The 20,976-nt window shown below is 63.0% G+C and carries 16 protein-coding genes and 1 tRNA gene; 10 read left to right on the top strand and 7 right to left on the bottom strand.

Annotated elements, in window-relative coordinates; all coding sequences use genetic code 11:
* Nucleotides 1–75 precede the first annotated feature (75 nt).
* A complete protein-coding gene (locus IG169_RS15660; protein ID WP_193177157.1) occupies nucleotides 76–753 on the bottom strand; it encodes an autoinducer binding domain-containing protein in 678 nt (225 codons plus the stop codon).
* 371 nt (nucleotides 754–1,124) lie between these two features.
* The gene (locus IG169_RS15655; protein ID WP_193177156.1) at nucleotides 1,125–1,373 is read right to left on the bottom strand and encodes an SMc00767 family acetate metabolism repressor; all 249 of its coding nucleotides are present in this window, start codon (nucleotides 1,371–1,373) and stop codon (nucleotides 1,125–1,127) included.
* Nucleotides 1,374–1,763: 390 nt separating this feature from the next.
* Here IG169_RS15655 and IG169_RS15650 point away from each other — a divergent pair, with 390 nt between their 5' ends.
* The 6 genes from IG169_RS15650 to IG169_RS15625 all read left to right on the top strand — a co-directional run bounded on the left by IG169_RS15650 (nucleotide 1,764) and on the right by IG169_RS15625 (nucleotide 8,904).
* Complete coding sequence (locus IG169_RS15650; RefSeq protein WP_193177155.1) at nucleotides 1,764–3,191, top strand: helix-turn-helix domain-containing protein; 1,428 nt, start codon at nucleotides 1,764–1,766, stop codon at nucleotides 3,189–3,191.
* A gap of 226 nt (nucleotides 3,192–3,417) precedes the next feature.
* Nucleotides 3,418–4,731: a glutamine synthetase family protein gene (locus IG169_RS15645; RefSeq protein WP_193177154.1), complete on the top strand. Its 1,314-nt coding sequence runs from the start codon at nucleotides 3,418–3,420 to the stop codon at nucleotides 4,729–4,731.
* Nucleotides 4,732–4,885: 154 nt separating this feature from the next.
* The gene (locus IG169_RS15640; protein WP_193177153.1) at nucleotides 4,886–5,983 is read left to right on the top strand and encodes a polyamine ABC transporter substrate-binding protein; all 1,098 of its coding nucleotides are present in this window, start codon (nucleotides 4,886–4,888) and stop codon (nucleotides 5,981–5,983) included.
* A 64-nt stretch (nucleotides 5,984–6,047) separates the two neighbouring features.
* A complete protein-coding gene (locus tag IG169_RS15635) occupies nucleotides 6,048–7,187 on the top strand; it encodes an ABC transporter ATP-binding protein (RefSeq protein WP_193177152.1) in 1,140 nt (379 codons plus the stop codon).
* Between the two features lie 5 nt (nucleotides 7,188–7,192).
* A complete protein-coding gene (locus IG169_RS15630; protein WP_193177151.1) occupies nucleotides 7,193–8,095 on the top strand; it encodes an ABC transporter permease subunit in 903 nt (300 codons plus the stop codon).
* On the top strand, nucleotides 8,092–8,904 hold the full coding sequence (locus IG169_RS15625) for an ABC transporter permease (protein ID WP_193177150.1): 813 nt from the start codon (nucleotides 8,092–8,094) through the stop codon (nucleotides 8,902–8,904). Before IG169_RS15630 ends, IG169_RS15625 begins: the two co-directional genes overlap by 4 nt.
* A gap of 8 nt (nucleotides 8,905–8,912) precedes the next feature.
* Here IG169_RS15625 and IG169_RS15620 read toward each other — a convergent pair whose 3' ends face one another.
* Nucleotides 8,913–9,155 carry a DUF6460 domain-containing protein gene (locus IG169_RS15620; RefSeq protein WP_193177149.1) on the bottom strand — a complete coding sequence of 81 codons (243 nt, stop codon included), beginning with the start codon at nucleotides 9,153–9,155 and terminating at the stop codon, nucleotides 8,913–8,915.
* 100 nt (nucleotides 9,156–9,255) lie between these two features.
* The gene (locus tag IG169_RS15615) at nucleotides 9,256–11,115 is read right to left on the bottom strand and encodes an AsmA family protein (protein WP_193177148.1); all 1,860 of its coding nucleotides are present in this window, start codon (nucleotides 11,113–11,115) and stop codon (nucleotides 9,256–9,258) included.
* Between the two features lie 150 nt (nucleotides 11,116–11,265).
* Between IG169_RS15615 and IG169_RS15610 the strand changes: the two genes are divergently transcribed.
* A complete protein-coding gene (locus tag IG169_RS15610) occupies nucleotides 11,266–13,224 on the top strand; it encodes an acetoacetate--CoA ligase (RefSeq protein ID WP_193177147.1) in 1,959 nt (652 codons plus the stop codon).
* A gap of 228 nt (nucleotides 13,225–13,452) precedes the next feature.
* Here the strand turns inward: IG169_RS15610 and IG169_RS15605 are convergent, their stop codons facing one another.
* Nucleotides 13,453–16,821 carry a PAS domain S-box protein gene (locus tag IG169_RS15605; protein ID WP_193177146.1) on the bottom strand — a complete coding sequence of 1,123 codons (3,369 nt, stop codon included), beginning with the start codon at nucleotides 16,819–16,821 and terminating at the stop codon, nucleotides 13,453–13,455.
* Between the two features lie 252 nt (nucleotides 16,822–17,073).
* On the opposite strand from IG169_RS15605, the gene IG169_RS15600 reads away from it, so the two are divergent.
* Together IG169_RS15600 and IG169_RS15595 are read left to right on the top strand one after the other, a co-directional pair.
* The gene (locus IG169_RS15600; protein WP_193177145.1) at nucleotides 17,074–17,538 is read left to right on the top strand and encodes a phasin; all 465 of its coding nucleotides are present in this window, start codon (nucleotides 17,074–17,076) and stop codon (nucleotides 17,536–17,538) included.
* Between the two features lie 164 nt (nucleotides 17,539–17,702).
* Nucleotides 17,703–17,779 (top strand) — tRNA-His (locus tag IG169_RS15595).
* Between the two features lie 23 nt (nucleotides 17,780–17,802).
* On the opposite strand, the gene xseA is transcribed toward IG169_RS15595, so the two are convergent.
* Entirely contained in the window at nucleotides 17,803–19,377 is a 1,575-nt protein-coding gene (gene xseA / locus IG169_RS15590) for an exodeoxyribonuclease VII large subunit (protein WP_193177144.1), read from the bottom strand.
* A gap of 163 nt (nucleotides 19,378–19,540) precedes the next feature.
* Here xseA and IG169_RS15585 point away from each other — a divergent pair, with 163 nt between their 5' ends.
* Nucleotides 19,541–19,918, top strand: a complete 378-nt coding sequence (locus IG169_RS15585) for a rhodanese-like domain-containing protein (protein WP_193177143.1) — start codon at nucleotides 19,541–19,543, stop codon at nucleotides 19,916–19,918.
* A gap of 21 nt (nucleotides 19,919–19,939) precedes the next feature.
* On the opposite strand, the gene IG169_RS15580 is transcribed toward IG169_RS15585, so the two are convergent.
* Nucleotides 19,940–20,839: a DUF937 domain-containing protein gene (locus IG169_RS15580; RefSeq protein ID WP_193177142.1), complete on the bottom strand. Its 900-nt coding sequence runs from the start codon at nucleotides 20,837–20,839 to the stop codon at nucleotides 19,940–19,942.
* Between the last annotated feature and the right edge of the window lie 137 nt (nucleotides 20,840–20,976).

The following is a 20,976-nucleotide window of genomic DNA, read 5'->3' as shown; positions in this document are numbered from 1 at the left end:
TCGGGCAATTCCGCCAGATGGGCCGACCCATTTGGGGGGATTGCATAAAGACAAGCGGTAATGATCGCCCGGCTGTCAGCCGGAAATGATTTTCAGCGAGACTGCCTTTGCGACGGCTTGCGCCAGGGTCGCGCACTCGAGCTTGAACCGCGCGCTTTTCAGATAGCCGCGCACGGTATGGCCGGACAGGCCGAGTATCTCGGCGATCGCGGCATAGTCCTTGCCGCGCGCCGTCCACATCAGGCATTCGATCTCGCGCGGACCGAGCGGCGGCATCGGATCGATGTCGCCGTGCAGGTCCGCCAGCGCCTTGCGGTGGATGCGGTGGGCGATTTCCTGAAAGTCGCCGGCATGGGCGGCAAGGAACTCGTCCCATGCCGTGTCCGTCAGTTGCGACGTGACGGAGAACAGCGACCGGCGCGCCGACCGGTCGATGACCGGGACGGAATAGCCGTTTGCGCCGATATCGTATTGTGCGGCGTCCATCATCATTTCCATCGCCGTCTCGTCGATTTCGAGATCGCGCCAGTCGAACGGCAGCATGCGCAGAAACCCTTCGCGCGCGACCGGATCGACATTGACGTAACCCTTCAGGAGGTAGCGCGAGATCCAGGTGTCGGGATAGGTCGTCTTCACATAGGGGCGGTCGAGCGCGTCCACCTTGGTTTGTCCGAGATGGAATACGCAATGATGAAGGCCGTAGAGATCGCGGATCTGGTCAAGGATGCTCTGTACGTCATCCGTGGAGTCCACGATGCCGTAAGCAGCTTCCAACAAGTCGCGTTTATTTACCATCGAAAGCCACTTGGTTCTTATTTTTTGCTTGGGCGCCGATGTCGAACGTCATCCGCGGTCGGGCGATTTCAGTTCAACCCCCTCATATGGGGGGATTGTAACGTTTGCCCCGATTAATGGAAGCCCAAAGCCCGCGCACATGGCTTTTCGCGCGGAAATGGTGCGCTTCGGGTTTGTGTCCTCGCCGCAATTTCCCTTAATTTTTAGTCTTTTCCGGACATCGCGAAACTGCAGCGAAACGGTTACGGCAACACGAAAAAGTCCTTCCCGTATGGCGGGAAGGACCGTAATTCGTAAAAATGGCAGGTTGTGCCGCGATGGGATGTGTTTCAGTCGCCCTTGGTGACGATCACGGGGATGAGCAGGTCGCCCCAGGTGCCGTCGCCGCCGTGGTGGCGCGCCGAACGGATCAGTTCCACCGAGACGCCGGCCTCGACCGCACGCATCACGGACTGGTTCAGCCGGTGCAGGTCGTTGGCAAGCATGCGGATCGCCGCCTGCTGGTCGGTGCTCATGGCAGAGGATTGTTCTTCTGCCCGTTCCTTGACGTGGGTTTTGGGTCTCTCATGCGCGGTCATGATGGTCTCCGGTCTTCTGGTTCTGGCGGGCGCGCCGCCGCTTGTTGCTTACATAGACTAGTCGGCTGCCGGTTTAAACAGGGCAGATTCGGCAGCGGCGACATTCTTCCCGAACGCCTGACGCGCCGGTTTGTAAATTCCTGTCATTGTCGCATTAAAATCGCTGCGCATGGCTTCGTCCGGCTGTCACGCCACGTAAATATTACGGGCCTCAATTGTGACTTTTTTGACATCGTCTAACCGGATACGCACGCAAAACCGGTTTTCAGGCGGAAAAATTCGGGTCCGCTTGTCACGCAGGCGACAATAGCATCTTGTGAATTTGTAAAAATTGTAAAATAATTACGCCGGGCACGCCATGCCCCGACTGTGAAGATTCCGACAGAACCGATGAGTGAACAAAAGATTTTCGCCGGCCCGCGCGTGCGCCGGATTCGCAATGCCGCGGGACTGACCCAGACCGCGATGGCCGCCGATCTCGGCATCTCGCCGTCCTATCTCAACCTGATCGAACGCAACCAGCGGCCTTTGACGGTGCAACTGCTGCTCAAGCTCGCCTCCGTCTACAAGATCGATCTGGAGGAACTGCAGGCCGGCGGGGATTCGCTGCTGCCGCAACTGAAGGAGATGTTCGCCGATCCGCTGCTGGTCGGTGAGCTGCCCGGCGACCAGGAGTTGATCGAGGTTTCCGACGCCGCGCCGAATGTCGCCACCGCCATGCTGAAACTGTACCGCGCCTACCGCGAGGGGCAGGACCGCTTGACCGACCTCTCCGACCTGCTGGCGCGGGAGGGACACGAGACGCGCCTGTCGGGCGCCCGGCTTCCCGTCGACGAGGCGCGCGACGCGTTCGAGAAGCGCCCCAACCATCATGCCGCGATCGAGGAGGAGGCGGAAAGCTTCGTCAAGCTGCTGGCGCCCGGCGACGACCTGCTCGGCGCGCTCAAGGCCTGGCTGCGCAACGAGCACGGCATCGCCGTCAAGGTTCTGCCGGTCGCCACCATGCCGCAGTGGCGCCGCCGCTACGACCGCCACTCCAACCGGCTGTTCATCTCGGAACGCCTGTCTTCGCACGACCAGTTGCGCGAGGTGGCGATGGAAGCCGCGCTGTTGCGCATGCGCGTCGCCATCGACGCCGAAGTGGCGGCGCTGAAGCTGTCGAGCGACGAGGCGCGCCGCATCGCCCGTTTCGAACTGGCGCGCTACGCCGCCCACGCGCTGATGATGCCGTATCAGCCGTTTCTCGCCGCCTGCGAGCGCACGAAATACGATGTCGATGTGCTGCGCTCGCGCTTCAACGTCTCCTTCGAGCAGGCGGCGAACCGGCTGACCATGCTGCAGAGGCCTGGCGCCTCCGGTATTCCGTTCTTCATGCTCGAGGTCGATCACGCCGGCAATCGGTTCCGCCGCGCCGGCGCGGCTGGCTATCCGCAGGCGCGCTTCGGCGGAAGCTGTCCCAAGCTTCCGGTCCATTCGGTCTTTTCACAGCCCGGCCACATCGCCGTCGCTGCGGTGGAGATGCCCGATGGCGCGCAATTCCTGGTGTTCGCGCGCACGCTCGAAGGGCCGCAGGGCGCGTTTCACGAACAGCCGCGCCGCACCGCCTTGCTGCTCGGATGCGATCTTTCCCACCGCGACCAGGTCATCTACGCGTCGGCGCTGCCCGGACAGAAGGATCAGCCGGTGACGATACCGGTCGGCCCGGCCTGCCGCGTATGCGAGCGGGCCGGCTGCCTTGCGCGCGCCGAGCCTCCGATCACCAAGCCGCTCGGACTGGACGAAATGGTAACGGGCCTTAGCGCCTTCGATTTTGGGTAGAGTTCCGCTACGTCGTCTTCTGCCGGCGGTTGTTCGGCCGGCTGCGAAACGCATTTTCCGGCTTCCGTTAGAGACCCGCGACCGTTTGCCCGGATTGACAAATTCGCTCCGAACGCATCCTTTTGGGACATCGTAAATAGCACCCGGTGCGAAATTGCCGTCTGTCAAACCAGCTGAACTCACTTCTTTCGACAAAACCCCCGACATCGAAGAATACAAAACCTTCATGGCCGCAAATCCCGATTTGCAGGCCGTGGAGTTCCTGCTCGTCGATCCCAACGGCGTCATGCGCGGCAAATGGGCGCCGGCCGACAGCCTGAAGAAGGCCTTCGAGGAAGGCGTCAATTTCCCGATGTCGATCCATGGCCTCGACATCTGGGGGCGCGAGGTCGCCGCAACCGGGCTGCATATCGAGACCGGCGATCAGGACGGCTATTTCCGCGCCGTGCCCGGCACCCTGAGCCGCGTGCCGTGGGCCAACCGGCCGACCGCGCAGATCCTGTTGCAGGGCTTCACGCCGGAAGGCGAGCTGCTTCGCTTCGACTGCCGCAACGCGCTCGCGCGCATCACCAAGGCGCTCGCCAAGCGCGGTTTCTACCCGGTCGTCGCCTTCGAGCTGGAATTCTATCTTCTCGAGCCGGGTACCGACTGGGACGACGGCATGCCGGCGCCGGTCGGCGCATCCTCGGGCCCGGACCGTCAGCGCATGTACGGCCTTGACGACCTCGACGAATACGGCGTGCTCTTCAACGATATCCGTGTCGCCGCCGAGGCGCAGAGCCTGCCCATCGACACGATCATCAAGGAAGCCGCGCCTGGCCAGTTCGAGGTCAATTTGAAGCATCGCGGCGATCCGCTGCGCGCCGCCGACGATGTCATCATGCTGCGCCGGATCGTTTTCGGCTGCGCCCGCAAGCACGGGCTGCAGGCCACCTTCATGGCCAAGCCCTTCATCGAATATGCCGGCAACGGCATGCATGTTCACGCGTCCATGCTCGACGAGAACGGCGACAATGTCTTTTCGGGCGAGAAGGGAGAGAAAAACCTCGGCGGGGTCATCGCGGAACTGATCCGCACCATGCCGCAGGCGCTGCTTCTCTTCATCAATTCCTGGAACGGTTTCCGCCGCATCCAGCCGGGCTCCTACGCGCCGACGCGCGCCGTCTGGGCGGAAAACAACCGCTCCGTCGCGCTGCGCATTCCGGCCTCGACGGAGACCAACCGGCGCGTCGAACACCGTATCGCCGGCGCCGACGCCAATCCCTATATCGTTCTGTGCGCAATCCTGCAGGCGATGATGGACGGGCTCGAGAAGCTGGAAACGCCGCCGCCTCCGGTCATAGGCAATGCCTACGAACACGCCGGTGGCGAACAGCTGCCCGACGACATGGACGAAGCGCTGCAGCTGACCCAGGCCGGCGAGTTCTGCAACCGCGCGCTCGGGCCTGAATTGTCCAAGATTTACAAGGACCTGAAACGCGCGGAAATCCTCGCCTTCTGGGCCGAAATCACGCCGCTCGAACGCACGACCTATCTGTGAGTCGGGCGGCGGAGTGCCTATTTTTGCGGCAGTCTGAAAGGGTGGAAAATCCTTGTGCGGTCGCGAAATCCCCAATAGTCTTTCGGCGGGGCTTGTCAGGGAACAATCCGTACGCCGCTTCGTATCGAACATCTCGAACATCAGGGAGTATCAGATGATCCGTTCGAAACTGCTTTTCACCACCGTCGCTGCCTTTGCGGCGCTGACCGTCGCGGCCGGCGCGCAGGACCGCGTCGTCAACATTTACAACTGGTCCGACTACATCGACGACTCCATCCTCACGGATTTCACCGCCGAGACGGGCATCAAGGTCGTCTACGATGTGTTCGATTCCAACGAAGTGCTGGAAACCAAGCTTCTCGCAGGTTCGACCGGCTACGATATCGTGGTGCCGACCGGCACGTTCCTCGCCAACCAGATCAAGGCCGGCGTCTTCCAGAAGCTCGACAAGTCGAAGCTGCCGAACCTCGCCAACATGGACCCGGAGATCTCGGCGCGGCTGGCGAAATACGATCCGGGTAACGAATACGCCATCAACTACATGTGGGGCACGACCGGCATCGGCATCAATGTCGACATGGTCAAGGAACGGCTCGGCGACGATGCCAAACTGAACACCTGGGACCTTGTGTTCAACCCCGAGATCGCGGCCAAGCTCGCGGATTGCGGCATTTTCGAGCTGGATGCGCCGACGGAAATGATCCCGGCCGCGCTCAACTACATGGGCATGGACCCCGATCTCAAGGATCAGGAATCGATCGACAAGGCCAAGGAACTGCTCCTCAAGATCCGTCCCTATGTGCGCAAATATCACTCGTCGGAATACATCAACGCTCTCGCGAACGGCGATATCTGCGTTGCCGTCGGCTGGTCGGGCGACGTCCTGCAGGCGCGTGACCGCGCTGCCGAGGCCGATGCCGGCGTCAATGTCGAGTACATCATCCCGAAGGAGGGCGCCCTGATGTGGTTCGACAACATGGCCATCCCGTCCGACGCCAAGAACGTCGACGAGGCGCTTGAGTTCCTGAACTACATCATGAAGCCGGAAGTGATCGCCAAGGCGTCGAACTACGTCTACTACGCTAACGGCAACGCCGCTTCCAAACCGTTCCTCAACGAGGACGTGATCGGCGATCAGGCGATCTACCCGAACGAGGAAACGATTTCCCGGCTTTACACCGTCTCGCCGGACAACGCCAAAGAGAAACGGATTCTCAACCGCGCATGGACCGAGGTCAAATCGGGCCAGTAATCGAACCGACCCCGGCGCCTCCCGCGCCGGGGTTTTTCATGTTTGCGACAGGGTAGGATCCATCATGCCATCGCTCGGGAGCATTCGGCGTTCATTCACGCCTTGGGAAGACGCCGGCGCCAAGCCTTACATTTCCTTCAAGAACGTCACCAAGCGGTTCGGCGATTTCACCGCCGTCGACAATCTTTCGCTCGATGTCTACGAGCGCGAATTCTTCTCGCTGCTCGGACCGTCCGGCTGTGGCAAGACGACCCTGTTGCGCATGCTCGCCGGCTTCGAAGAGCCGACGGAGGGCGAACTCTATCTCGACGGCCAGCCGCTGAAGGGCGTGCCGCCGCACAAGCGCCCGGTCAACATGATGTTCCAGTCCTACGCGCTTTTCCCGCACATGAACGTTGCCGACAACATCGCCTTCGGCCTTCGTCAGGACGGCATGGAGAAGAGCGCGCGCGAGGAACGCGTGGCGCAGATGCTCAAGCTGGTGAAGCTGGAGGAGTTCGCGCGCCGCAAGCCGCACCAGCTGTCCGGCGGCCAGCGCCAGCGCGTGGCCCTTGCCCGCTCCGTCGCCAAGCGGCCCAAACTGCTGATCCTCGACGAACCGCTCGGCGCGCTCGACAAGAAGCTGCGCGAGGAAACGCAGTTCGAATTGATGGATCTTCAGCAGCAACTGGGTCTTACCTTCATGATCGTTACCCACGATCAGGAGGAAGCGATGACCATGTCGGATCGTATCGCCGTCATGGACAAGGGCATCATCGCGCAGACCGGCACGCCCGCGGAGATCTACGAGGCGCCGAACTCGCGCTATGTTGCCGATTTCATCGGCTCCGTGAATATCCTGGAAGGCAAGGTCGTCTCCTCCGGCGACGGGCATGTGGAGATTGACGGTCCTGACGGAAAATTCGTCGGTGCGGTCCGCTCCCACGCCCCTGCGGATGGCGCGACGGCCTGGTTCGCGATCCGGCCGGAGAAGATGCGGGTCAGCCGCGAGAAGCCGGACGGAGTCGACAATGCGATAAAGGGCGAAGTCTGGGATATCGGCTATCTTGGCGACATGACGATCGTCAACATACGCCTCGAGTCCGGCAAGGTCGTCCAGGCGGCGATGATCAACCAGTCGCGCATAGTCGACGATCCGATCGGATATGACGAGCACATCTGGCTTTCGTTCAGCGCTGACGCCGGCGTTGTTCTGGACCGGTGACGATCATGCTGCGCGCCATATCCAACCGGCTGGTCATCCTCATTCCCTATGTCTGGCTGCTGTTCTTCTTCCTGCTGCCGTTCCTGATCGTTTTGCGCATCGCGCTGTCCGATCTCGAATACGGCGCGCCGCCCTACACGCCGCAGTTCAGCTACACCGACAGCTGGGCGGTGATCTGGGACAAGCTCTCGCAGTTCGACTTCGAGAATTTCACCTTTCTCTTCAGCGATTCGCTCTACATCAATTCCTATCTCTCCAGCCTGCAGATCGCATTCGTCTCGATGATCCTGACGCTGTTGATCGGCTTTCCGCTCGCCTACGGCATGGCGCGCGCGCCGCTGGGATTGCGTCCGACCCTGCTCATGCTGGTCATCCTGCCGTTCTGGACCTCTTTCCTGATCCGCGTCTATGCCTGGATCGGCATCCTGAAACAGGAGGGGTTGCTCAACCAGCTGCTGCTCTGGCTCGGCGTCATCGACACGCCGCTGGAAATCCTCTCCACCAACAAGGCGGTCTATATCGGCATCGTCTATTCCTATCTGCCCTTCATGGTGCTGCCGATCTATTCGACGCTGGAAAAGATGGATGAATCGCTCGTCGAGGCCGCCCGCGACCTCGGCTGCACGCAGATCGCCGCCTTCTGGAAGATCACCGCCCGGCTTGCGGTGCCGGGTATTCTGGCCGGTTGCCTGCTCGTGTTCATTCCTGCCGTCGGCGAGTTCGTCATCCCCGATCTTCTGGGCGGATCGGGCACGCTGATGATCGGCAAGACGCTGTGGATCGAGTTCTTCAACAACAGCGACTGGACCGTGGCCTCGGCGATCGCGACGGTCCTGCTGGTCGTCCTCGTCGTACCGATCGTCTGGTTCCAGAACGCGCAGGCCCGCGCGACGGAGACAGGCAAATGACGGGACGCTGGTCGTGGTTCAACATCTCCTCGGTCGTTTTCGGATTCGCGTTCCTGTATCTGCCGATCGTTCTGCTCGTCATCTATTCGTTCAACGAGTCGCGCCTGGTGACGGTCTGGGCCGGTTTTTCGACCAAGTGGTACGGCGAACTCTTCCGTGACCAGAGTATGCTCAACGCCGCCTGGGTGACGCTGCGCGTCGGCCTGTTGTCGGCGACGGTGGCGACCGTTCTCGGCACGCTCGCCGCGGTTTCCCTGGTGCGGATTTCGCGCTTCCGCGGCCGCACGCTCTTTACCGGAATGGTCTACGCGCCGCTGGTCATGCCCGACGTGATCACCGGCCTGTCGCTGCTGCTGCTGTTCGTGTCCATCAATTTCGACCGCGGCTTCTGGACCGTCACGCTTGCCCACATCACCTTCTCGTTGTGCTTCGTCGCCGTCGTCGTGCAGTCCCGCCTCGTCACCTTCGACCTCTCGCTGGAAGAGGCCGCCCAGGATCTGGGCTGCACGCCATTCCAGGCCTTCATGAAGGTCACCCTGCCGGTGATCCTGCCGGCGGTCGTTTCGGGCTGGATGCTCGCCTTCACGCTGTCGCTCGACGATCTCGTGATCGCCAGCTTCACCTCCGGCCCGGGCGCGACGACATTGCCGATGAAGATCTACAGTCAGGTCCGGCTTGGCGTGACCCCGAAAATCAATGCCGTTTGCACGATCCTTATCGCCCTGGTCACGACCGGCGTCCTGATCGCCAGCATCATGAACAAGCGGCGCGCGATGCTCGACGCCCGGGCCGCGCGGGAAATGAGCTAGGTCCTGACCTAGCCGCGGGGCGGCCGCAGCATGTAGGCGATGCACCACAGCGGAACGATGATCATCGATCCGAGCACCATGTTGGGCAGGGCCCAGCCGGCAGCGGTCCGGACGATTTCGAGGATCCTCTCCGGCGTCATCCCGACCTTTTGCAGCATTTCGGCCGCCGACAGGTCAAAGGCCGACAGCAGCGCGCCGCATAAAAGCGACGCGAGCGCAATCTTCACGACCATCGACAGCAATTGAAACAACGAGACCCGTGCCCCCGGTGAAACCGGTTCAATTATCGCCGAAAGGGCTAAAAACTCTTTAAAATCGCCACGATGGCATTCAGGGTCTGTTAACTTCCGCTTACTGGGCGTTATGCGGCAGCAGCACCGGCGTAGCGTAGGGATTGCTCCACGACCCGCCGATGAAATGCTGGATCACCGGGGCATCGCCGTCGCCCGCGCGCGGCTCGGCGATGGTCGTCAGGGCGATACTGGCGGTTCCGTAGGGGATGACGCCGTTGAGCTGGACCGTGCCGTCCGGATACTCGATGGTGCCGCCGTCGATGATGATCACCCCGTCCTTGATGATCGCGTCGATGTTCATCGTCGAGAAGACATCGCTGGTCTGGGCGTTGTCCTGCAGGCGGAAAAAGGTCTGCGGTTCGCTGTTGCCGCCGAGCGTCTCGAAGCCGACGCCGTTGATCAATCCGTTGGCGATCCTGATCTCGGTTTTTCCGGTCGCGCGCTTGAAGAGATCGCTCCAGTTTTCCAGCGGCGCGGTGACGTTCAGATTGCCCGACGTCGGGCCACGCGGGAAAAGCCCGCCAAGCGACAGCGCGTCTGCGACGGCGGCGCTGTTGACGTCGGTGCATGTCACGCCGAAAGAGGCGGTCAGCGCTCCCTTGTCGCGCGCGATCTTCAGTTGCGCCTGCACCTTGCCACCATAGGCGGTGGCGTCCGGCATTTCGAAAACGGCGCTGTCGTTCCTGATCTGCGTGACGGCGGCGATGTTGGTGAATTGCAGCTTGCCGGCCTTCGCGCTCGCCGCCGACAGCCGCAGGTCGACATCGAGCTGGTCGAGGAAGGACGGCGAGACCGGCACATCGAAATCGTCCGTCACGCCCGGAAATCCGGCGAATGCCGACAGGAACGACAGGATGTCCACCTGCTCGAAATCGAGCGTTGCCGTCATCGCCGGTTTGGCGTTGTCCTTGAAGGCGAGTTCGAGCACGCCCATGCCGGAGCCGCCCTGGAACGCCAGCTCCAGATTTTCGAACCGGATCTTCCTGGCGTCGCCCCGGATCGTCGCCTTCAGGCCGACATTGCCGACGGCGGAGCCGGGCTGAATGCCGGCCTGCAGCCATTCAAGCGCCTGGCGCAGCGACGGCGTGCTCATCGTCACGGCGCCTTCCACGAAAGGCGTCGGCCCCGCGCTCATTTTGCCGTCAAACGCGTAGGTCAGCGTGTCGCTTGTCAGGCCGAGTCGGGCATCGGTGATCTGGCCGGCGAAGAAATGGATGGCATTGTCGATATCGATCTTCTGCTCGAAGGCGGTGCCGCGCCAGATGCCCTTTACCGATGCGCTGAGCCGTTCTGTCAGCCGCGGCCACGACACGCTGCCGTTGACCGCAGTAATCGTTTCCGGCGTATCCTCGGACGTTCCGACGAATTCGACCGTGCCGTTCTCGACGGTCACGGTCCCGAACCTCAGGTGGCGCAACGCCGCATCGTCGTTGAACGTCCCGTTCTCGCCGGCCTGTGTTTCGCCAGTATTCGCTTGCAGTTTAGAAATCGCGCGCCCGAGCCGCCCGCCCATGTCGCTGGCATCGATCTGGTTGTCGCGGTCCATGACGATGCGCATGGTCGGCCGGATCAGCCGGAATTGTGAAAATGCAGGTTCGCGTACCAGCAGGCTGGATATCGGAATGGCGACCTCGACCTCGTCGACGACCAGGAAATCCGGCCGCTGATTGCCGGCGCTGTCGGGGTCCCGCGGGACATGCAGATCATAGACACGGGCGATCGGGCTCGGGAAAAGATCGAGATCCACATTTCCGCCGACACGGATCTGCTGTCCCGTGATGTCGGCGAGTTCGCGTTCGATCGCCGTGCGTACGAATTCGCTCGACACGAACAGCGGCAGGAGCATCCAGCCGCCGAGAACCAGAATCACGAACGCGGCAGCAAGCCAAAGACCGATGCGTGCCGCCCGTGTAGTCATGCCCGTTCCGTTTGTTGTGCCGGATGCCGTGCCTCCGGCCTTCCCGCCTTTTGGCCGGAGCCTATACGGAAGCGCGGTCAATTCAAGGCTTGCTGCTGGTGACACGGCACATTACCAGATTGTGCACAACGCAATATACGGGAGAAGAACATGACGATGCCGACGCCGCTCTGGACGCCCAGCGAAGCCTCGGTCCGCGATGCGGCCATGACGAAACTGATGCAGGCCGCGCGGACTCGTTTCGGGGCGCCGGCCGGTGATTTCGCGCAGTTTCACGCCTGGAGTGTCGGAAACCGGGAGGATTTCTGGTCGCTTGTCTGGGACGATAGCGGCGTCGTTGGCGAGAAGGGCGAGCGCATCCTTGTCGATGGCGACAAGATGCCCGGCGCGCAATTCTTCCCCGATGCGAAGCTGAATTTCGCCGAGAACCTGCTGGCGAAAGCCGGCGAGGGCGACGCCATCGTCTTTCGCGGCGAGGACAAGGTCGAACGGCGGCTGTCCTGGCAGGAACTGCGCGCCATGGTCTCCCGGCTGCAGCAGCATTTCCGCGCGCTCGGGATCGGCAGGGGCGACCGTATCGCGGCGATGATGCCGAACATGCCGGAAACCGTCGCCGCCATGCTCGCGGCGACCTCGATCGGCGCGGTCTGGTCGTCGTGTTCTCCCGATTTCGGCCCGAAGGGCGTGCTCGACCGCTTCTCGCAGATCGAACCGGTGCTGTTCATCGCCTGCGACGGCTACTGGTATAACGGCAAGGAGCAGGACATCGCCGGCAAGCTCGGCGAGATTCTGCCCGGTCTGCCGACGGTGAAGAACACCGTCATCGTCGACTATCTCGGACGCGCCGGGACGACGGCGGCCAATTTGCCGAATGCCGAGCCGCTCGCCGATGTGCTCGGCCGTCACGAGGAAAAGCCGCTGCATTTCGAGCGGCTGCCGTTTGCGCACCCGCTCTACATCCTGTTTTCGTCCGGCACGACGGGCATTCCCAAATGCATCGTGCATTCGGCCGGCAGCACGCTGCTGCAGCACCTGAAGGAACATCGCTATCACGCCGGCAACAAGGCCGGCGACCGCGTATTCTACTTCACGACCTGCGGCTGGATGATGTGGAACTGGCTCGTTTCCGTACTCGCCTGCGGCGCTACCCTGCTGCTCTATGACGGGTCGCCGTTTGCGCCCGACGGCAACGTGCTGTTCGACTTCGCCGAACAGGAGCGCATGACCTATTTCGGCACCTCGGCGAAATATATCGACGCCGTGCGCAAGGAAGGGCTGCGCCCGATGGAAACGCATGACCTGTCGGCGGTGCGCGTCATTTCCTCGACCGGTTCGCCGCTGTCGCCGGAATGTTTTTCCTATGTCTATGAAGCCTTCAAGAAAGACGTCCATCTGGCGTCGATTTCGGGCGGCACGGATATCGTCTCCTGCTTCGTGCTTGGCGTGCCGATCCTGCCGGTCTATGTCGGCGAGATCCAGGGGCCGGGCCTCGGCATGGCGGTCGAGGTCTGGGACGACGACGGCAAGCCGGTCACCGGAGGGAAGGGCGAACTCGTCTGTACAAAGGCGTTCCCGTCGATGCCGGTCGGCTTCTGGAACGATCCCGACGGCGCGAAATACAAGGCCGCCTATTTCGATCGGTTCGACAACGTCTGGTGCCATGGCGATTTCGCCGAATGGACCGAGCATGGCGGCATGATCATCCATGGCCGCTCCGACGCGACGCTCAATCCCGGCGGCGTGCGCATCGGCACGGCCGAGATCTACAACCAGGTCGAGCAGATGCCGGAGGTCCTCGAGGCGCTGTGCATCGGCCAGGAGTGGGACAACGACGTGCGCGTCGTGCTGTTCGTGCGCCTCGCTCCCGATGTCACGCTCGACGAGGGACTGGAGAAGGCGATCCGCACCAAGATCCGCACCGGCGCGTCGCCGCGCCATGTGCCGGCGCGCATCGTGGCGGTGAGCGACATTCCGCGGACCAAGTCGGGAAAAATCGTGGAGCTGGCCGTGCGCGAGGTCGTCCATGGCCGCGCGGTCAAGAACAGGGAGGCGCTCGCCAATCCCGAGGCGCTCGATCTTTACCGCGACCTGCCCGCGTTGCAGGGGTGATATCCCTGCGGCCGGAGCGCGCATAAATTAACCACGAGTGCCCGGTTTCGTGTCGCTTTCATACACTTGGCGGGTCGCGTTAACTGCCTGTTAAGGAGCGTTCGTTAATTGTCTCGTAACAGGTTTTAAGTTGTTCATTCGTTTATGACTGAGCCGCTCGTAACTCCAGCAGTCAAACATTCAGGCGCCTTTCGGCGCCTTTCTTTTTTGCGTGAAGCTTGTTTCGGTTCAGCTTGCGAGCACGCGTGACGGCGGGAACACGATCTCGACGGCGGTGCCGCGTCCGGGTTCCGACTGGATCGCGAATTCGGCGCGGTTGGCTTCCACCAGCGCCTTGGTGAGCGGCAGGCCGAGACCGGTGCCGTCGCCGCGCGCCCGGCCGAGCGAAGCCACTTGCTGGAACGGTTGCAGCGCGGTTTCGATCTCTTTTGCCGACATGCCGATGCCGGTGTCCTTGATGCGCAGGACAACCTCGCCGCGGGCATTGTAGCTCGTGTTGATGATCACCTGACCGCCGGAATGGGTGAACCGCACCGAATTCGACAAGATGTTCAGCACGATCTGCTTCAGGCTGCGCGCGTCGGCAACGACATCGGGCAGGTCCTCGTCAAGCGAGGAACGGATGATGATGCGGTTGCGGTTTGCCTGCGGCTGGATCATCACGACCGCCTCGGCCACCGCCTCGTTAAGCGAGACGCTTTCGAATTCCAGTTCCTGCTTGCCGGCCTCGATCTTGGAGATGTCGAGCAGGTCGTTGACGAGATCGAGAACGTATTTGCCGCTCTTGTTGATGTCGGCGAGATAGCTCTTGTAGCGCTCGTTGCCGATCGGGCCGAAGCGCTCCTCGGCCATCAGTTCGGAAAAGCCGATTATGGCATTGAGCGGTGTGCGGATCTCGTGGCTGATCTTGGCCAGGAATTCCGTCTTGTGGCTCGAAGCGTCCTCGGCGTTGCGTTGCGCGTCGCGCAGCGCCTGCTCGGTCTGCTTCCATGCCGTGATGTCGCGGACGACCGCGCAGAAGCCGTTCGAGGTTTCCAGCCGGCCGATCGTCATGAACAGCGGCAGGAAGCCGCCATTCTTCTCGCGCCCGAGCACTTCAAGGCCTTCGTTGAGGACGCTCGCAACGCCGTTGTGGGCAAGCCCGTTCAGATAGTCGAGCGCGGCCGACTGGCTTTCATGCGCGAACAGCATGCTGAAGCTGTTGCCTTCGACTTCCGCGTTCGAATAGCCGAACAGCGCGGCGGCCGATCCGTTGATCGACCGGATGACGCCATCGCCGGAAAGCACGACGACGCCGTCGGTCGCGGTATCGAGGATCGCGCGCAGCTCGGCGGCTTCCGACGCCTGCCGTTCCGCGGCCTCGCCGGCAGTGTCGGCGGCGGTGTCGCCGGCCTGTTCCTGCGGCTCGAAGGCGAACATCAGCGCCGTGCGCCCGTGCCAGGGCACCGCCTGCATATGCGCGCGCGCCGGGACGGTCTTGCCGCTGGCGGTGACAAGCGTCAGCACGCCGTCGCCGGCCGTTTCGCCCGCGAACAGCGCGTCGATCCCGCCCGCCGCGTTCAGCGCTTCCGGTGTCGCGTATCCGCTCATTTCGCGGAAGATATCGTTGGCGTAGAGCGCCTCGTCGTCCCGGTGGATCAGCACCGGCAACGGCAGGCCGTCGAGGAAGGACGGTGTCAGGCCGTCGGTTTCCTCGCCATGCCCCGGATGCCCGGTGGCGAAAGCCGAGGGGAGGTAGTCGTGCGGCTCTTCATGGGGCGGTTGCTCTACTGCCTGCGCGGATGGCGCCTCGATCGCCGCTGCTTTCTCTTCTTCCGGGGAAGCGTCTTCCAGGGCAGCGGTTTCTTCGCTCCTGGCGGTCTCGGGGGCCGCGGCCGGCAGTGCATCGTCTTCGAAAGCCGCGATATAGTCATCGCCCTCCGCCGGTGCCTCTGTCTCTTCGGCAGGCTCTTTCGGCGAGGCGGTGTCCTGCGGGACTTCGGGTTCCCCCGGCCTGGCGCTCTCGCTTTCTTCCTTTTTCACGCGCGCCCAGCCGAGCACGTCGCCGATCTGGCGGAATGCGGCCTGTTCGCTCGGATTGAGCGCTTCCCCCGGCGGCTGGCTGCGGCGCTTGGAATTGAGGTCGATGATCTTGTCGCTCTCGCGGCGCATCGGCTGCGGCGCGATCGAGGTAAGCGCCGGCGTTTCGCCCTCGAACGGATCGGACGGCGCGGTCTCGGCTTCCTGTAATTCCTGGGTGGCAGGTAATTCTTGGGTGGCAGGTTCGGGCGCCGCCGCTTCGGGCATTTCCGGGGCCGGCGTTTCAACCGGCTTCATGTCGAAACCGGATGTCGTCAGCGACAGGCCAAGTCCCTCGGGATCGGCATTGCGCTCGCCCATGCGCACGATGCCGAAGCCGCGATAGCCCTCGAATTCGCGTTCGCGGTTGTAGGAGGGAAGCGCGGCGAGATCGACGGGAACGCGAAACGCGGTTCCCTGGACCGGCCACATGACGCTTTTACCCGACCATGTGTCGTGCCGTTTCAGGGACGCGCTGATTTCTCCCGAAGGATCAAGATCGAAGACGCGTGAGACTTCCTCGAAAGTGCGTCCGGCGATGTCGGCGGCGTTCGGCCCGATAGCCGAGGCGAATTCCGGCGAGATGTCGGTGAAGCGGCCATCGCGGTTCGTCTTCCAGACGAAGCGGACCGGGCCGCGCAGATTTTCGAAATCCGGAACGAAGGGAGACGCCGGTTCCGCGGGGTTGGCCTTTGTCTCGGGCGCCGGTTCGATTGTCTCCGGTGCCGGTTCGATCATGTCCGGAACGGTTTCCTCCACGATGGCGGCAGGGGCTTCCTCGACCAGTTCCTCCCACGCAGTAACGCCGGAAACCTCTTCGGCCGGGGTGTCGACCGCTGCCGGGGCGGGCTCGTGCTCCTCCTCGGTCTCGGCCGCCCTGATCGCCATGATCAGGTGCCGGGCGGGCGAATCCGTCAGCCGTACGATTGCGACCGCGACCGGTGTGGCCGGCTTCGGCGAAACCAGGCGCTTGACCAGCCGGTCTTCCTCGCCGCGCACGTCGCGCACAAGCTTGTGGATGGCTTCGGCCGGAAACGACAGGCCCGAAAACAGCGCGTCGGCGGCGACAAGCGCGCCCTCGGCGTCGACGATGGCCGCACCGGCGCCTTCGGCTGCAAGGCCGGAAATCGCGGCGAGCGCGGCATCGTGTTCGGCGTTGTCCGTTTCGCCGGAATCGATCATGACCATGATGCAGGGCGTGCCGTCGCGGCCGCGGATGCGCCGGATATGCGCCGGCAGCAACTTGCTGCTCATGCCCGAAGTGATCCGCAGAAGCGTGCGGACTTCCTCGCCTTCGGCGGCGCGTGACGCGGCCGACTGGACCTGCCGCAGCGCGATGCGCATGCCGTCGGGACCCTCAGCCTCGAACTCGCCGATCGAGGAAAAGCCGAACAGTGTCGCCGCGCGCCCGTTCGCCCACAGCAGCGTGCCGAGATCCTGCGTGAAGACGGCAATCGGTTTGCCGGACAGGAAATTCTCGCGCACGCCGTCCCACGCGGCGATGTCGATGAACGAATAGGATGTGCCGGCTTCAGCCATTGCGGATACTCAATACGGGTGCCCCGGGGCGGTTAACAAAAGATTAATTGCCATTTCGCCTTGCGGGCGTCCAGCGTAGCGGGGTCCGAAGCCGGTTCAAGTTTCATATGTAGTTAATAACAGAACGCAATGGTGCCATGCGTTTTGTGCAGTGCAGCATTATGTTGCAATGCACAAAAAACGTGCTATATTGATTGCAGCTGAACTCATCACACAGACTTGAACAACACACAAACCCGAAGGAATTGTGACATGGCCAAAGCTGCTAACCAGACCACTGAAACCGCCGACGTCTTTGCCTTCCCGGCCATGGACGCCGCTCCGTTCGCCGACCAGTTCCGCACCTTTGCCGAGCAGGGTCTCGCGAAGTCGAAGGAAGCCTACGAAACGATGAAAACGTCGGTGGAAGACGCCCAGAAGACCGTCGAAACCACGATGGAAACCGCTCAGGCCCATAGCTCGAAGCTGTCGCTGGCCGCCATCAACGCGATGCGCGCCAACACCGAAGCCGGCTTTGCTCACCTCGAAAAGCTGATCGGCGTGAAGTCGCTTGCCGAAGCTTTCGAAATCCAGAGCGCCTTCGTGCGCAAGCAGGCCGAGATGGCCGTCGACCAGGCCAAGGAAATGCAGACCGTTTCCAAGGAAGCTGTCGATGCGCTGTCCGCTCCGGTCAAGGCTGCCACCGAAAAGGCAATGGCTTCCATCAAGGCCGCCTAAGGCATTCAGCTCCGCCACTTCCTCCTCCCTGTGGTCGGACGCTTCAAGGAAAGGCCGGATTCGTCCGGCCTTTTTCTTTTGAATATTGCCCGCCAGACCGCGCCGAAACGGTCTTGCAAATTGATTTGATGACCGGTATGCGTGCGCCTGCACCATACCTTTGTGCGGGCGTAGCTCAGTTGGTTAGAGCGCTGGATTGTGGCTCCAGAGGTCGGTGGTTCAAATCCACCCGCTCGTACCATCCACGATATTTTCCGAAATTCCCTAGAACAGGTCGCCCTGCTGCGTCGGCTTTTTCGCCGGCGCCGGTTTGGATCCGCCCGGTGTCGCCGGGTCCGTCGCGATCGCGCCGACCTTTTCGCGGCCGGCGAACTCGATCGTCAGCAATGCGCCCTTCTTCACCTGCGCCGCGCGCTTGACCGGCCTGTCGTTGTCGTCGCGCACCAGCGCGAAGCCGCGTTCCAGCACCGCCTCGTAGGAGAGGCTTTTCAGAAGCCGGCCCTTTTGCTCCAGCATCGTGCGCGCGTCGGACAGGGTGAGATCGAGGGCGCGGGTGAGCCGCGACGACAACAGCCGGATCTGGTCGGCGCCCTGGCGGCGCTGCCGGTCGATGCCGGAAACGCTCAGCCGCGACGCGCGCAAATTCAGCGCCTCGCGCTTGCGGTCGGCGACACGCAGCAGGGCGCGCGGCAGGTCGCGCTCGAACCGTTCGAGCGAGCGCCGGTCGCGGTCGAGCACGGCGGCGAGCCGGTTCGGGCTGAGCTTGCCGGCGGCGAGCGCATAGGCGCTGCGCTTGGCGGTGACATTCGCCTTCAGCCCTTGGCCGAGCCTGAACTCGGCCGCGTCGAAGCGCTGCCGCGGCATCGCCAGAAGCCCGTCGGGCGCGGGCAGGGCGCGCGCCGCGGCGCGAAGGCTCTCCCGCTTGCGGTCGGAAAGCCGTCCGATGCCGCTTCGCAGCCGCGCCCAGAGTTGCGCCAGCGTCGCTTCCAGTTCCGCCTTGACCGGCACCGCGATTTCGGCGGCGCCCGTCGGCGTCGGCGCGCGCATGTCGGCCGCGTGGTCGATCAGCGTCCAGTCGGTCTCGTGGCCGACCGCCGAGATCAGCGGGATCATCGAGTCCGCCGCCGCGCGCACGACCGCCTCCTCGTTGAAGCCCCAGAGATCTTCCAGGCTTCCGCCGCCGCGCGCGACGATCAGCACGTCCGGGCGCGGGATGCCGCCCGAGCCGTCAAGCGCGTTGAAACCGCGGATGGCGTTGGCGACCTCGGCACCGCAAGTCTCGCCCTGCACCCGCACCGGCCAGACGATGACGTGCAGCGGATAGCGGTCGTTGACCCTGTGCAGGATGTCGCGGATGACCGCGCCGGTCGGCGAGGTGACGACTCCGATGACGCGCGGCATGTAGGGCAGGAGCTGCTTGCGCGCCTCGTCGAACAGGCCCTCGGCGGCGAGCTTCTTGCGGCGCTCTTCGAGCAGCGCCATCAGCGCGCCGGCGCCGGCGGGCTCGATATTGTCGATGACGATCTGGTATTTCGACGAGCCGGGATAGGTCGTCAGCTTGCCGGTGGCGATCACCTCCAGCCCTTCCTCCGGCATGAAGGCGAGCTTCGAGAACGCGCCGCGCCAGATCACCGCGTCGATGCGGGCCTTCTCGTCCTTCAGCGTGAAATAGGCGTGGCCCGAGGAATGCGGCCCGCGATAGCCGGAGACCTCGCCACGGATGCGCACCCGGTCGAACCGGTCCTCGATGGTGCGCTTGACCGCAAACGAGATTTCCGAGACCGAATATTCGGTGATGTTCGAGCGCGGGGAATCGGCGCCTTGTTCTGCATCTGCCATGGCGCCAGTAACGCCGAACCGGTTGCGCCGGTCAAGGCGCGGGCGTCGGCGGAAAAATACTGGCTGCGCACTGGATGTTTGACAGACGCGTCCCAATTACATACCGAATTCGGAATATATCAAAAGCCCAGCAAGAAAGACCCCCAACCGAGGATCAATCATCATGCAGACCGAAAACCTGGCCAGCGGCACGCTCGACACCTGGACGCCGAAGGAAGTCGCCGCCGCTTATGAAAAAGGCGAAATCGTGCTGATCGACGTGCGCACGCCCGCCGAGTACATGTTCGAGCATGTCGACGGCGCGATGCTGGCGCCGATGTCCTTTCTCAAGGTCAAGAACATCCCCGGCAACGAAACCCGCCCGGTGGTCTTCTATTGCGGCTCCGGCGTCCGCTCCAGGCGCATCGCGATGATGTGCCTCGAAGGCGGCTTCGACAGGATCGCCCACATGGAAGGCGGCTTCGGCGCCTGGAAGGCCAACAACCTGCCCTATGTCGGCACCAACATGGCGACCGGCGCGCCGGAACTGCGCCAGCCCTGATTTCCCGGCGCAGCGGCGGTTTCAGCGCTGCCGCTGCATCCCCTTCAAATAGGTGTCGAAGATCGATTCCATCGAGCGCTGGTAGTTTTCCTGCGTGCGCCGCCCGGTCTCGAACATCTCGCCGAACAGTTCCCCGTAGGGATCCTTTTTCTGCGGTTCCGGCTCGGGCTCGGGTTCCGGCTCGGGCGCGCGCGCCTGCTGGCCGAAGCTCGTCTTCATCATGTCTTCGAAGATCCGGCCGAGCGGATTGTCCATCGGGTTCATCGGATTGAAGCCGGCCTCCGGCTGCTTTTTCGGTTCCGGTTCGCGCGCCGCCCCGCCGAACATTTGCTCCAGCGCCTTGCCGAACGGATTGTCGAACGGGTTGGGCGCCGGTTCCGGCTCGGCTGCGCGCGGCTGCATCCGCTTCGCCATCTCCGCCTGCTGGCGCATCATCTGCTCGATCACCTGCCCGATAACGTTGCCCTGCGCCGCGCCGAAGCCCGGCATCGCGTTCATCTGCCCGGTCGACTGCTTGTAGAGCCCGCCCATCATGGTCGAGGCGATCACGGGAAGCATCTGCTTGAGGATCTCCTGGCCGATCCCGGTCGCCTGCGCCGCCTGCGCCGCCACCGCGCGCGACACATCCTTGGAGCCGAACAGATGGCCGAGAATGCCGTTGCCTTCCTCGACACCGGACGGCGTGAAGGCCCTGCTCATGTCCTCGAAATATTTGGCGTGGTTGCCGCCGGCGAGCGCCTGCAGAAAGGCGCCGACGCCCATCGGATCGGACGCGTTGCGCTTCAGCCCGGTCGAAAACGCCGGCATCAGCGCCGCCAGCGCCTCCTCGGTCTGCTTCTGCGTCAGGCCGAACTGGCGTGCCATCTGGGCGATCGCGTCGCCGTTCTGGGCGTTGGTGAACATGTCGAACAGCGGCAGCATGGTTTCTTCTCCCGTGGCGTTACCGCGACCATAACATGGGATGCGGGGTCGGCAATGCGGCTCCAATCACCCCCTCGCGGGGGGAGATGTCCGCGCAAGCGGACAGAGGGGGGGCTGGCGCCGATATCGGAGGCCCC

This window comes from Oricola nitratireducens (genome assembly GCF_014904745.1).
Lineage (GTDB): Bacteria > Pseudomonadota > Alphaproteobacteria > Rhizobiales > Rhizobiaceae > Oricola > Oricola nitratireducens.
The sequence above is the reverse complement of the archived record's forward strand: the minus strand, read 5'-3'. Positions and strand labels throughout refer to the sequence as shown.

Bases quoted from the DNA above. Each gene is read 5' to 3' on its own strand.
- IG169_RS15655 (WP_193177156.1), bottom strand. From the start codon at position 1,373: ATGACCGCGCATGAGAGACCCAAAACCCACGTCAAGGAACGGGCAGAA.
- IG169_RS15650 (WP_193177155.1), top strand. From the start codon at position 1,764: ATGAGTGAACAAAAGATTTTCGCCGGCCCGCGCGTGCGCCGGATTCGC.
- IG169_RS15645 (WP_193177154.1), top strand. From the start codon at position 3,418: ATGGCCGCAAATCCCGATTTGCAGGCCGTGGAGTTCCTGCTCGTCGAT.
- IG169_RS15640 (WP_193177153.1), top strand. From the start codon at position 4,886: ATGATCCGTTCGAAACTGCTTTTCACCACCGTCGCTGCCTTTGCGGCG.
- IG169_RS15635 (WP_193177152.1), top strand. From the start codon at position 6,048: ATGCCATCGCTCGGGAGCATTCGGCGTTCATTCACGCCTTGGGAAGAC.
- IG169_RS15630 (WP_193177151.1), top strand. From the start codon at position 7,193: ATGCTGCGCGCCATATCCAACCGGCTGGTCATCCTCATTCCCTATGTC.
- IG169_RS15625 (WP_193177150.1), top strand. From the start codon at position 8,092: ATGACGGGACGCTGGTCGTGGTTCAACATCTCCTCGGTCGTTTTCGGA.
- IG169_RS15615 (WP_193177148.1), bottom strand. From the start codon at position 11,115: ATGACTACACGGGCGGCACGCATCGGTCTTTGGCTTGCTGCCGCGTTC.
- IG169_RS15610 (WP_193177147.1), top strand. From the start codon at position 11,266: ATGACGATGCCGACGCCGCTCTGGACGCCCAGCGAAGCCTCGGTCCGC.
- IG169_RS15605 (WP_193177146.1), bottom strand. From the start codon at position 16,821: ATGGCTGAAGCCGGCACATCCTATTCGTTCATCGACATCGCCGCGTGG.
- IG169_RS15600 (WP_193177145.1), top strand. From the start codon at position 17,074: ATGGCCAAAGCTGCTAACCAGACCACTGAAACCGCCGACGTCTTTGCC.
- xseA (WP_193177144.1), bottom strand. From the start codon at position 19,377: ATGGCAGATGCAGAACAAGGCGCCGATTCCCCGCGCTCGAACATCACC.
- IG169_RS15585 (WP_193177143.1), top strand. From the start codon at position 19,541: ATGCAGACCGAAAACCTGGCCAGCGGCACGCTCGACACCTGGACGCCG.
- IG169_RS15580 (WP_193177142.1), bottom strand. From the start codon at position 20,839: ATGCTGCCGCTGTTCGACATGTTCACCAACGCCCAGAACGGCGACGCG.